Origin of the sequence: Bacteroides cellulosilyticus DSM 14838 (assembly GCF_000158035.1) — a bacterium.
Lineage (GTDB): Bacteria > Bacteroidota > Bacteroidia > Bacteroidales > Bacteroidaceae > Bacteroides > Bacteroides cellulosilyticus.
Genome location: NZ_EQ973492.1, coordinates 648,615 through 660,490 on the forward strand (window position 1 = coordinate 648,615; position 11,876 = coordinate 660,490).

At 42.6% G+C, this 11,876-nt stretch carries 11 protein-coding genes and 1 pseudogene; 5 read left to right on the top strand and 7 right to left on the bottom strand.

What is annotated here, in order from left to right:
• From BACCELL_RS27000 to pyrB, 7 genes are all read right to left on the bottom strand, one after another.
• A partial coding sequence (locus BACCELL_RS27000) for a hypothetical protein (RefSeq protein WP_007214020.1) occupies positions 1-440 on the bottom strand: 440 nt, incomplete at its 3' end.
• A 12-nt stretch (positions 441-452) separates the two neighbouring features.
• Entirely contained in the window at positions 453-641 is a 189-nt protein-coding gene (locus BACCELL_RS20755) for a hypothetical protein (RefSeq protein WP_007214021.1), read from the bottom strand.
• A 258-nt stretch (positions 642-899) separates the two neighbouring features.
• Complete coding sequence (gene glyA, locus BACCELL_RS20760) at positions 900-2,180, bottom strand: serine hydroxymethyltransferase (RefSeq protein WP_007214022.1); 1,281 nt, start codon at positions 2,178-2,180, stop codon at positions 900-902.
• 104 nt (positions 2,181-2,284) lie between these two features.
• A complete protein-coding gene (locus BACCELL_RS20765; protein WP_007214023.1) occupies positions 2,285-3,037 on the bottom strand; it encodes a porin family protein in 753 nt (250 codons plus the stop codon).
• A 23-nt stretch (positions 3,038-3,060) separates the two neighbouring features.
• Entirely contained in the window at positions 3,061-3,627 is a 567-nt protein-coding gene (locus BACCELL_RS20770; protein ID WP_007214024.1) for a flavin reductase family protein, read from the bottom strand.
• Between the two features lie 20 nt (positions 3,628-3,647).
• The gene (gene pyrI, locus BACCELL_RS20775; RefSeq protein ID WP_007214025.1) at positions 3,648-4,109 is read right to left on the bottom strand and encodes an aspartate carbamoyltransferase regulatory subunit; all 462 of its coding nucleotides are present in this window, start codon (positions 4,107-4,109) and stop codon (positions 3,648-3,650) included.
• Positions 4,110-4,146: 37 nt separating this feature from the next.
• Entirely contained in the window at positions 4,147-5,076 is a 930-nt protein-coding gene (gene pyrB / locus BACCELL_RS20780; protein WP_007214026.1) for an aspartate carbamoyltransferase, read from the bottom strand.
• 712 nt (positions 5,077-5,788) lie between these two features.
• Here pyrB and BACCELL_RS20785 point away from each other — a divergent pair.
• The 5 genes and pseudogenes from BACCELL_RS20785 to BACCELL_RS20805 all read left to right on the top strand — a co-directional run.
• Positions 5,789-8,110, top strand: a complete 2,322-nt coding sequence (locus BACCELL_RS20785) for a transglycosylase domain-containing protein (protein WP_007214028.1) — start codon at positions 5,789-5,791, stop codon at positions 8,108-8,110.
• A gap of 35 nt (positions 8,111-8,145) precedes the next feature.
• Positions 8,146-8,511, top strand: coding sequence for a 2-amino-4-hydroxy-6-hydroxymethyldihydropteridine diphosphokinase (locus BACCELL_RS20790; protein WP_007214029.1), 366 nt, complete (start codon positions 8,146-8,148; stop codon positions 8,509-8,511).
• 73 nt (positions 8,512-8,584) lie between these two features.
• Entirely contained in the window at positions 8,585-9,334 is a 750-nt protein-coding gene (gene kdsB / locus BACCELL_RS20795; RefSeq protein WP_029427955.1) for a 3-deoxy-manno-octulosonate cytidylyltransferase, read from the top strand.
• A complete protein-coding gene (locus BACCELL_RS20800; protein ID WP_007214031.1) occupies positions 9,328-10,617 on the top strand; it encodes a M16 family metallopeptidase in 1,290 nt (429 codons plus the stop codon). Before kdsB ends, BACCELL_RS20800 begins: the two co-directional genes overlap by 7 nt.
• Before the next feature lie 125 nt (positions 10,618-10,742).
• Positions 10,743-11,876, top strand: a pseudogene (locus BACCELL_RS20805) (MORN repeat-containing protein); the annotation flags it as partial.

Genomic DNA, 11,876 nt, shown 5'->3' on the forward strand with positions numbered 1-11,876 from the left:
ATGGCTTCGCTAAGTTCAGTCTGCACTTGCTCATCGGTCAGCGCCTGTCTCTTTGCTACATAATCCTGTTCGCTTCCGGCCTGATAGAAATAATAACATCCCATAATGGCTACACAGATGATGATCCACCATGCGAATGTCCAATGCCGCTGTTTGGACCATTCCAGCACTTCGCGCGTATCAGCCATTACCTCCATTAGTTCGGTATCCGACGGGTCATCAATGGCTGCTTCCGCTTGTGTCAGCAGATCTTCCATATCCCTTGTTTCCTGGGCTGTTCGAGGATAATAATCTTCATCCGGCTGTCCATGATATCCGGCTGTTTCCCATGCCTGGAACAATAGTTCTTCCGCTTTTTTGTTTCTTTCGTCTTCAGTATTTACATTGCTGTATGTGGTGTTCATACCACCCTGCATGTGTTTCTTGTTTGCTGAGCTCATAGTATTGCAGAATTAAATAGTTTGGGAATTGTTGTTTGCTTGTACTTGTCTTAACTGTTCACGCATTTCGGCGTCTTTTTTGTCCCGGTGACCTTTGTAAGCTCTAAACCCGAAGGTCAGTACATTCCATACACCTTTAAAAAGAGCGATAACAATTTTCAGCATAATCTTACCTGTAGCTACTCCAATGTTTTCTGACATAGTAATTAAAGTTTTAAAGTGAATAATAAATGTAGTTTCCAAAAATAGGGAAATGCAAGCAGGAGTATCCTTTCAATACAACAAAAATAGTGTCAATGCGTAAAAAAAAGAGGTCCGTAGCCTTTATCACAAAGGCTACGGACCATTTTACAATTTAACTATATATTTAATCATTTATATACATACATTTTTTCTCAAAAATGTATATACCTGTCGGCCGGAAAAAACAAAACCGGCTGACTCGTAAAAACAAATTTCTTAATATGCGAACAGCGGATATTTCTCCATTGTCTTATTTACGCGTGCGCGAACTTCGGCAATAACCGCTTCGTTTTCTACATTGGACAGAACCGTTTCAATCATTTCTGCAATTTCCTGCATCAGATCTTCTTTGGCGCCACGAGTAGTGATGGCAGGAGTACCCAAACGGATACCGGAAGTCTGGAATGCAGAACGGCTATCGAACGGAACCATATTCTTGTTTACAGTGATATCGGCAGATACCAATGCCTTTTCAGCAACTTTACCTGTGAGATCAGGATATTTGCTACGCAGGTCGACCAGCATAGAGTGATTATCCGTACCACCGGAAACGATTGTAAAGCCACGGTCGATTAATGCTTGTGCCAGTACGGCCGCATTTTTCTTCACTTGGGCAGCATATTCTTTGAATTCGGGTTGCAGGATTTCACCGAATGCAACAGCTTTTGATGCAATGACGTGTTCCAACGGACCACCTTGGATACCCGGGAATACAGCTGAGTCGATCAACTGAGACATCATCTTGATTTCACCCTTCGGTGTCGTTTTGCCCCAAGGATTAGGGAAGTCTTTGCCAATCAGGATGATACCTCCGCGAGGACCACGCAAAGTCTTATGTGTGGTAGAAGTAACGATATGAGCATACTTCACAGGGTTTTCCAGCAATCCGGCTGCAATCAGTCCGGCAGGGTGAGCCATATCGATCATCAGGATAGCACCTACTTTGTCTGCGATTTCGCGCATACGTTTGTAGTCCCATTCGCGGGAATATGCTGAACCACCACCGATGATCATTTTGGGTTTTTCGCGCAAAGCAACTTCTTCCATCTGGTCATAGTCTACGCGACCGGTTTCCTTATTCAGATTATATTCACAGGGAGTATAGATGATACCGGAAGTATTTACTAAAGAACCGTGTGAGAGGTGACCGCCGTGAGCCAGATTCAGTCCCATGAATTTGTCACCCGGATTCAATACAGCGAGGAATACAGCTGCATTAGCTTGTGCGCCTGAGTGGGGTTGCACGTTAGCCCATTCTGCACCAAAGATTTCCTTTATGCGGTCGATAGCAATTTGTTCGCTCTGGTCTACTACTTCGCAACCTCCGTAGTAACGTTTGCCGGGATAACCTTCTGCATACTTGTTAGTGAGACAGGAGCCCATTGCCTCCATTACTTGGTCACTTACAAAATTCTCTGATGCAATCAGTTCAATACCTTTGAGCTGACGTTGATGTTCTTTTTCGATGATATCGAAAATTAAATCGTCTCTTTTCATTTTGCTTACTTAGATAAGTTTGATAAATCTGTGTTCTCTTATTAAGCGCACAAATTTACGGTAAAAAAATGAATAAACTGTCAGAAAAGACAGAAATTTACTTTCTAAAAGAATACTCCAAAGGAAAAGCTGAGAACATTGTCTCGTCGGTGGAAACGTATTTCGTCAGCGGGTGGATCACCTTCGACGACGCCGTCATCATAAGTCACTTTGCGGGATATATTATGTACTCCTATGTCATAGCGGAAATCGAAGAAAATGCGGGAGATAGTGACGGCTACTCCAAGGGTGAAGCTGAGGTTCAGCGGACGCAGCCTTTCTTTGATTCCCTGCTGGTCGAAATTCTCAAAAGTAACTTCGCTCTTTTTATTCCAGATATAACGAAATTTAGGACCGCCGAATACAGCCAGACTATAGGGCCCCTCCTTAATAACATTATATCCGTAGATCACAGGAATGTCTACACTGTGGATTTCAGAAGTTATAGATGCCATTTCCAAAGGAGCATCCTCTGCGGCAGGTTTTTCGAAAGTAATATTGCAGCGGTTGATATTGTAGGATATTTCCGGTTGCAGGAAATGACGTTCAAAGTTGATACGCATAAAGACAGAGCCGAAATAGCCTATCTTGTAGTTATTCTGCACCTCGTCTATGGTGATTCCGTTTAATGTAAGATTAGATACAAGGAAGAGGGAAGAGGTGAAACCACCTTTAATACCGAAGTTCACCGGACGATCATGGTGATGTTTCTTCAGTGGTTCTTCAACCGCTGTACCGGGCACAAGATGAGATTGCCCCCACGTTGTAGCGGGGAAAAACAAAAGGCACAGGATAAATATTTTCAAAACTTTGTTCATCACTTACCACTAACCGTTAATCACTATCTTTTCTTCTCAACAGACCAGCCAAATTTACCGATCTTTTCACCCAATTCATAGTATCCTCCATGTACATAAACCAGTGGATTAGCTTCCGCCAGCTCCAGTTTCCCGGTTTCCGGGTTCAGGTTCCGGTCGTCGGCACGCACGTTTACCACATCGGCAATAAACATATCATGCGAGCCGAGTGACATGATTTCCTTTACACGACATTCTATACACAAAGGGGATTCTTCAATAAGAGGGGCATTGACCACAGTACTTTTTCCCGGTGTCAGATGCATTTCTTCAAACTTATTGTAGTCTTTCCCGGAACGTACGCCACACCAATCCGTTGCACGCGCCATATCTTTGGTAGTGAGATTGATGACAAACTCCATATTCCGTTTCAGGATTTCGTAGGAGTGGCGTTCGGGACGTACTGAAATATAGCACATGGGCGGGTTCGTACAAATCGTTCCCGTCCATGCAATTGTTAATATGTTATATTCTTCCGGAATGCTTCCGCAGCTTACCAATACGGCAGGAAGCGGGTAAATCATTGTTCCGGGCTTCCAGTCTTGTTTCATGACTAAAGAGTTACGAGCTCTTATATTATTTCAATTTCGTTCCTGTTTTGTTCTTTCTCGCAATAATGGCATCGGATCACACAATTCTCCTTATCCACTACATGGAATAACGTCGCCATGGGCTCGTTGTTCGTAATACATTTGGGATTAGCACACTTTACAATGCCGCGAAGTTCTTCAGGAAGGCTAACTTCACGTTTTTCCACCACTTCATAATCCCGAATAATATTCAGCTTCACATTAGGTGCTACCACGGCGATACGATTAATTTCGTCATCGCAGAAAAATTTATCTGCAATTTTAATAATGCCTTTAGTACCCAGCTTTCCGCTTTTGAGATTAAAGCCAATGGTGATATTGTTATTCATGTGTTCAAGTCCCAGCAAAGAGACTACTGTGAACAGATTTTCAGAGGGGATATGGTCGATAACTGTACCGTTTTCTAATGCGGCAACCTGTAATTCTTGTTTTTTTTCGCTCATCTTTCAATTTACAATTTAGCAATTTACAAAGTACAATTTAGGCTTTTACCTCATCCAGTGTAATGCCTAATACATCGCAGAGGATAGCCTCACGAGCATACAGACCGTTTTGAGCTTGCTGGAAGTAGTAAGCTTTCGGATTATCGTCTACGTCATAAGCGATTTCATTGACGCGGGGCAGGGGATGCAGAATGCATAAATTGGGACGAGTATGTTCCAGCATCTTGTTGCGCAGGATGTAAACGTTCTTCACCCGTTCGTACTCCATGAGGTCAGTGAAGCGTTCACGCTGCACACGGGTCATGTAGAGGATGTCGGCATCTGCTATGGTTTCTTCCGTAAAGTCCGTATGTTCCACGTATTTGATGCCATGATCACGGCAGTAAATTTTGTATTCTTCGGGCATTCTCAATTCATCAGGAGCTATGAAGTGGAAAGTCGGGTTGAAGTGGCGCATTGCCATCAGCAGTGAGTGTACGGTGCGGCCATATTTGAGGTCGCCAACGAGGAAAATATTCAGGTTCTCCAGTGTACCCTGGGTTTTGTAGATGGAGTAGAGGTCGAGCATCGTTTGTGAAGGATGCTGGTTGGCTCCGTCTCCGGCATTGACGATAGGCACTGTGGTTACTTCGCTGGCATAGCGGGCGGCTCCTTCCAGATGATGCCGCATCACGATGATATCGGCGTAGTTGCTCACCATTTTGATGGTATCTTTCAGGGTTTCGCCTTTCGAAGAACTCGTTGCTTTGGGGTCACTAAACCCGATTACACGGGCTCCCAAGCGGTTGGCTGCTGTTTCAAAACTGAGTCTTGTGCGGGTAGACGGCTCGAAAAAGAGGGTGGCAACCACTTTCCCTTCCAGCAGCCTACGGTTGGGACGGGCTTCAAACTGCTTCGCCATCTCGATCATGTAGAGGATTTTTTCCTTGCTATGCTCGGCAATGGTGACTAAACTTCTGTTTTCCATATCGTTCGTTATTTTAATTCTTTTCGAGAGTTCAAAGGTACGGAAAAGATGCGGAGTACGGAAGAAAGACGGGAGAAAATTTAGAAGTTTTTTTCGTCTCCATAGACGGTGATCTTCAGTTTATGGGACAAAGAGTTTTGCCCTATGAGCTGAAAAAATATCTCGTGGGGCGAAAAAACAATCTTACGGGATGAAGTTTCTTATGCGGTGAGATGAATGCCGGAATTTGTTTGGATCATTACCAGCATCAGCAGTAGCTTTTCTTTTTCTTTTCTGCTGTTGTTGTTATATAAAGAATATATAAGAAAGAAAAATGCATTGTCTGTTTTAGTGAAAGTGTTGAATAATAGCATTTTGCCCTTCTTGATCATACTTTGTTCCTAAGCAAAAAAATGCGTTTTTTTGCAAAAAACAGCTTGGAATCGGCCGTTTCCTAAACAAAAAACGCCTCCAAAATGCCAGGTTTCATCACCCCAAACGCCACACTTTATCATCGGAAATGCTACATTTCATTCTCCGAAATGCCACACTTTGCGCTTGCTGAAGTGTGGCATTTTACCCATTAAGATGTGGCATTTCCGATGATAAAGTGTGGCGTTTTAAGAGTTTTCTATAGAATTTATAAGGGTGTTCCAATATAATTCCGTACCTTTGCCTTGTTATTTTTACAGGTAATCTATTTTATTGATTTAGTGAATTTACAGTAATAAACATGATAAAGAACATCATAAAAATCCTTTGGATATTCTTAGCCGTCATAGTATTGGCTTGCGTCACTGTTTTCTTCTCCATTGCAAAAGGTTGGATAGGCTATATGCCTCCTGTCGAAGATCTGGAAAACCCCAATTATAAGTTTGCTACACAAATTTTCTCAGAAGACGGGAAGGTGCTCGGAACTTATTCTTTTAGTAAAGAGAATCGTGTGTATGTAGGCTATAATGATCTGTCTCCTAATATTATCAATGCTTTGATTGCAACGGAAGATGTGCGTTTTGCCAAACACTCCGGAATTGATGCCATCGCATTGTTCCGCGCTATCGTGAAGCGTGGTTTGTTATTTCAGACGAATGCAGGTGGAGGTAGTACGATTACACAACAATTATCCAAGCAGCTTTATTCGCCCAGTGCGGATAATGTAATGGAACGTTTGTTTCAGAAACCCATCGAGTGGGTGATTGCCGTGAAATTGGAACGTTATTACACTAAAGAAGAGATACTTACCATGTATCTTAATAAATTTGATTTCTTGAACAATGCAGTAGGTATTAAAACTGCTGCCAATACTTATTTCGGTTGCGATCCAAATGATTTAAAGATAGAAGAAGCCGCTATGCTTGTAGGAATGTGCAAGAATCCATCTTATTTTAATCCTGTACGATATAATGAACGTTCACGCGGGCGTCGTAACGTGGTGCTTGATCAGATGCGTAAAGCCGGATATATCACAGCGGAAGAATGTGATTCTTTGCAGGCCCTTCCGCTTGTTCTGAAATATACTCGCGTTGATCATAATGAAGGAATGGCAACTTACTTCCGCGAATATCTGCGTGGTGTATTGAATGCAAAGAAACCTGTAAAGGGAGATTATCGTGGTTGGCAGATGCAAAAATTCTATGAAGATTCTCTTGACTGGGAAAATAATCCTTTATTTGGTTGGTGTGAAAAGAATACTAAGAAAGATGGCTCTAAATATAATCTTTATACAGACGGTCTGAAAATTTATACCACTATTGACTCTCGTATGCAGCAATATGCAGAAGAGGCGGTAGAAGAGCACCTGAAAGAATTGCAAGGCTATTTCTTCAAAGAAAAGAAAGGACGTAAAAAAGCGCCTTACAGTAACAGAATTACGCAGGAGCAGGTAGATGAAATTCTTACCCGCACTATGAAACAGTCCGACCGTTATCGTATCATGAAGAAAGCCGGGGCATCGGATGCCCAAATTGAAAAAGCTTTCAATACACCTGAAGAAATGTCGGTATTTACCTGGAATGGTGAAAAGGATACAATCATGACACCTATGGATTCTATCCGCTATTACAAACACTTCCTCCGTGCAGGTTTTATGTCTATGAATCCGCATAATGGGCATGTGAAAGCATATGTCGGAGGGCCTAATCATCATTATTTTAAATATGATATGGCAATGGTAGGTCGCCGTCAGGTGGGGTCCACCATTAAGCCTTATGTCTACACATTAGCTATGGAGAATGGCTATTCTCCTTGTGATGAAGCGCGTCATGTGGAATATACTTTAATTGATGAAAACGGCAAACCGTGGACGCCCCGTAATGCCAATACTAAACGTTATGGAGAAATGGTAACTGTGAAGTGGGGATTGGCTAACTCTGACAACTGGATCACAGCGTATCTGATGAGTAAGCTCAACCCATATTCTCTGAAACGCTTGATTGAAAGTTTTGGTGTACGTAATCGTGAAATTGTGCCGTCAGTTTCTTTATGTCTTGGTCCTTGCGAAATTTCGGTAGGAGAAATGGTCAGTGCTTATACTGCATTCCCCAATAAAGGTATCCGTGTAGCTCCACTGTTTGTAACTCGCATTGAAGATAATGACGGAAATGTATTAGCTACGTTCTCTCCGGAAATGGAAGAGGTTATCAGTGTTTCCAGCGCTTATAAGATGTTGGTTATGCTTCGTGCCGTTATTAATGAGGGAACAGGTGGACGTGTTCGTCGCTTAGGTGTGAAAGCTGATATGGGTGGTAAGACCGGAACAACTAACTATAATGCAGATGGTTGGTTTATGGGCTTTACTCCTTCACTGGTATCCGGATGCTGGGTTGGTGGAGAAGAGCGCGATATTCATTTCGATACTATGCTGCATGGGCAAGGTGCTTCTATGGCATTGCCTATCTGGTCTAAATATATGGTAAAAGTGCTTGGAGACAAGACACTGGGATATGATGAAAATGAGACATTCCAACTTCCGGAAGGTTTCGATCCTTGTAAGGATAATGGGGACGTTAATTTTGAATCGGCATCAGAAACTGGTTTGGATGACTTCTTTGATTAAAGTTCAAGTGTCGGTCTAAATTCTTGATTTCGAAAGTGGTTTATACAATCAGCATCGGTAGTAACGAGCAACAGAAAGAGAATCTTTCGTTGGCGCGGAAGCGGTTGAAAGAACTGTTTCCTGGTATTCGTTTTTCTACGGAAGAAGAGACTAAACCGCTTTATTTCCGGCGTTCATCCTTATTTTCCAATCAGGTGGCACGTTTTATTTCCAGTAGCGATGCGGCGGAAATAACTTCTTGTTTGAAAGCTATTGAACGGGAAGCGGGGCGGATGCCTGAAGAGAAAAAGCAAGAAATAGTCCGGTTGGATCTGGACTTATTATCATGTGATGACACAGTCTATAAACCCGATGATTTAAAAAGGGACTATATTTGCCGGGGATTGAAAGAAATAGAGTAATTTAAAATGGGTACGCGGACGACGCGGATAAAGCGGACGAACGCGGATCTATAAAATAGTAAATATAAATATGTTGAAGTTTTTAGGAATCATTCCCGCCCGTTACGCATCCACGCGTTTTCCTGCAAAACCGCTGGCCATGCTGGGAGGTAAAACTGTAATACAGCGAGTATATGAACAAGTGGCAGGTATTCTGGACGATGCTTATGTGGCCACAGATGATGAACGGATCGAAGAAGCTGTAAAAGCTTTCGGAGGTAAAGTAGTGATGACTTCCGTTAATCATAAAAGTGGTACGGATCGTTGCTATGAAGCATATACTAAAATAGGGGGAGACTTTGATGTCGTAGTCAACATTCAGGGTGACGAACCTTTTATTCAACCCTCCCAACTGGAAACTGTAAAAGCTTGCTTCGACGACATTACGACCCAGATTGCTACACTGGTGAAACCTTTTACTCCTGAGAATGGATTTGAAGCTTTGGAGAATATCAATTCTCCGAAAGTAGTGCTGAATAAGAATATGAATGCACTCTATTTCAGCCGCTCCATTATTCCTTATCAGCGAAATGCGGAAAAACAAGATTGGCTGAAAAATCACACTTATTATAAGCATATAGGATTATACGCCTATCGTGCTGAAGTTTTAAAAGAGATTACTTCGTTGCCGCAATCTTCGCTGGAACTGGCAGAATCGCTGGAACAACTTCGTTGGCTGGAGAATGGTTATACCATTAAAGCCGGTATTACCGAAGTAGAGACCATCGGCATTGATACTCCCCAGGATTTGGAAAAGGCTGAAGAATTTTTGAAAATATGTTAGACAGAACTATCCAGCCCCGTATTTGTGAGCCGGAACAACTGGCAGTGCCATCTCCCGAATGTCGGGTGATGAAAAATGGCATACCTTTATATATACTCAATGCCGGGGATAATGAAGTAGTCCGAATTGACCTGTTGATAGAGGGTGGACGCTGGCAACAGAACCAACGTTTGCAGGCCTTGTTTACCAACCGGATGCTGCGCGAAGGTACCCGGCGTTATTCAGCCGCGGCCATTGCTGAAAAATTGGATTACTATGGTGCCTGGCTGGAGCTTTCCAGCTCATCCGAGTATGCTTATATCACCCTTTATTCTCTGAATAAATATCTGCCGGAAACTTTAGATATTTTTGAATCTATCGTAAAAGAACCTCTTTTCCCTGAAAAAGAGTTAGGAGTGATTATCGACAGCAATATCCAGCAATTTCTTGTGAACAGCTCCAAGGTGGACTTTCTGGCCCATCGCACTTTGATAAATGCCGTATATGGCGATACGCATCCGTGCGGGCAATTAGTGCAGAAGGAAGATTATCATTTGATTAACCCTTCTGTCTTGCAATCGTTTTACGACCGATATTATCATTCCGGAAATTGCAGTATCTATCTTGCGGGGAAGGTCAGCGAAGACGCTATCCGTCGTATTGAAACTCTTTTTGGAAGTGAACCTTTCGGTAAAGATTTCCGCAAACCGGAAAAACTGTCTTATATTCCGGTAACTTCTTCTGAGAAACGTATTTTTACCGAGCGTGCCGATGCAATGCAAAGTGCTGTTCGCATGGGAATGCTTTCTTTGGATCGACGCCATCCTGATTATTTGAAAGTTCGCGTTCTGGTTACCTTGTTCGGAGGGTATTTCGGTAGCCGTTTGATGTCTAATATTCGTGAAGATAAAGGATATACGTATGGTATATCTGCCGGTATCATGCCTTATCCCGATAGTGGATTGTTGGTTGTCAATGCAGAGACTGCCAATGAATTTGTAGAGCCGCTTATCAAAGAAGTTTACCATGAAATAGATCGCCTGCAAAATGACCTCGTACCTGCCGAAGAACTTGCTATGGTGAAAAACTATATGTTGGGCGATATGTGTCGCAGCTATGAGTCTGCCTTCTCACTGGCGGACGCTTGGATCTTTATTCATACTTCCGGCCTTCCCGATTCGTATGTGAGGGATGCCGTAGAAGCAGTGAAGACAATTACTCCTGTCGAGATACGCGAACTTGCCTCACGCTATTTGTGCAAAGAGACATTAAAAGAAATCGTATCCGGCAAAAAAATGTCATAAAAAAGGTGTGATACCCCTTCCTTTTAGCAGATTAATTGTATCTTTGTGCAAATACTATATAAGGCGTGTAACAAGTTGCTGCGTTTACACGTCTTTTTATTAAAATCGCTAATTTATAATTTTCAATGAAATATCTATATACTGCACTCATTCTGGTATTCATGTCCCAAGGCGGGGCGACGGCCCAGGAAAAGAAATCCGGTTTCTTCGACAAAGTAAAAACAACTTTCTCTTCTGAAATAAAGATAGGAACTCATACCTTTAAAGATGGCTCCGTATATACGGGTGAAATGAAAGGACGTAAACCCAACGGAAAGGGTAAGACGGTTTTCAAGAATGGCAATGTCTACGAAGGTGAATATGTGAAAGGAAAGCGTGAAGGATATGGTACTTATACATTTCCTGACGGACGAAAAGTACGAAGGACAATGGTTTCAGGACCAGCAACACGGTAAGGGTATCTACTATTTCATGAACAACAACCGTTATGACGGCATGTGGTTTCAGGATTATCAGCAAGGCAAAGGTACAATGTACTACTATACCGGTGACATTTACGAAGGAGACTGGGTAAATGATAAACGTGAAGGTCAAGGTACATACACCTGGAAAAACGGTTCCAAATATGAAGGTTCCTGGAAGAATGATAAGAAAGAGGGTAAAGGTACTTTTGTCTGGAATGACGGCTGTAAATACGAAGGTGACTGGAAGAACGATGTGCGTGATGGAAAAGGAACTTTCGAATATGCCAACGGAGATAAATATGTAGGCGACTGGAAAGATGATATGCAACATGGCAAAGGTATTTACTTCTTCCACACCGGCGACCGCTATGAAGGTGCGTATGTGCAAGGTGAACGTACCGGAGCCGGTATTTATTATCACGCCAACGGCAATAAATATGTAGGAAACTTCAAGGACGGCATGCAACATGGGAAAGGTGTATTCACCTGGGCAAATGGTGCAGTCTATGACGGCGACTGGAAGGACAACCAGCGTGACGGCCGTGGAACGTATAAATGGAATGTAGGTGATTCCTACGAAGGTGAATGGAAAAATAACCAGTTCAATGGTCAGGGAACCCTGATTATGACAGACGGAACTAAGTATAAAGGTGGTTTTGTGAATGGTATGGAAGAAGGTAACGGTATACAGGAGGATAAAAACGGTAATCGTTACGAAGGCTTCTTCAAACAAGGCAAAAAAACACGGTCCTTTTGTTGAAACGGATAAAAACGGAAAAGTAATAAAAAAGGGCA

What these genes read in the sequence shown, in the direction of transcription:
- BACCELL_RS20755 (WP_007214021.1), bottom strand. Translation starts at nt 641, where the DNA reads ATGTCAGAAAACATTGGAGTAGCTACAGGTAAGATTATGCTGAAAATT.
- glyA (WP_007214022.1), bottom strand. Translation starts at nt 2,180, where the DNA reads ATGAAAAGAGACGATTTAATTTTCGATATCATCGAAAAAGAACATCAA.
- BACCELL_RS20765 (WP_007214023.1), bottom strand. Translation starts at nt 3,037, where the DNA reads ATGAACAAAGTTTTGAAAATATTTATCCTGTGCCTTTTGTTTTTCCCC.
- BACCELL_RS20770 (WP_007214024.1), bottom strand. Translation starts at nt 3,627, where the DNA reads ATGAAACAAGACTGGAAGCCCGGAACAATGATTTACCCGCTTCCTGCC.
- pyrI (WP_007214025.1), bottom strand. Translation starts at nt 4,109, where the DNA reads ATGAGCGAAAAAAAACAAGAATTACAGGTTGCCGCATTAGAAAACGGT.
- pyrB (WP_007214026.1), bottom strand. Translation starts at nt 5,076, where the DNA reads ATGGAAAACAGAAGTTTAGTCACCATTGCCGAGCATAGCAAGGAAAAA.
- BACCELL_RS20785 (WP_007214028.1), top strand. Translation starts at nt 5,789, where the DNA reads ATGATAAAGAACATCATAAAAATCCTTTGGATATTCTTAGCCGTCATA.
- BACCELL_RS20800 (WP_007214031.1), top strand. Translation starts at nt 9,328, where the DNA reads ATGTTAGACAGAACTATCCAGCCCCGTATTTGTGAGCCGGAACAACTG.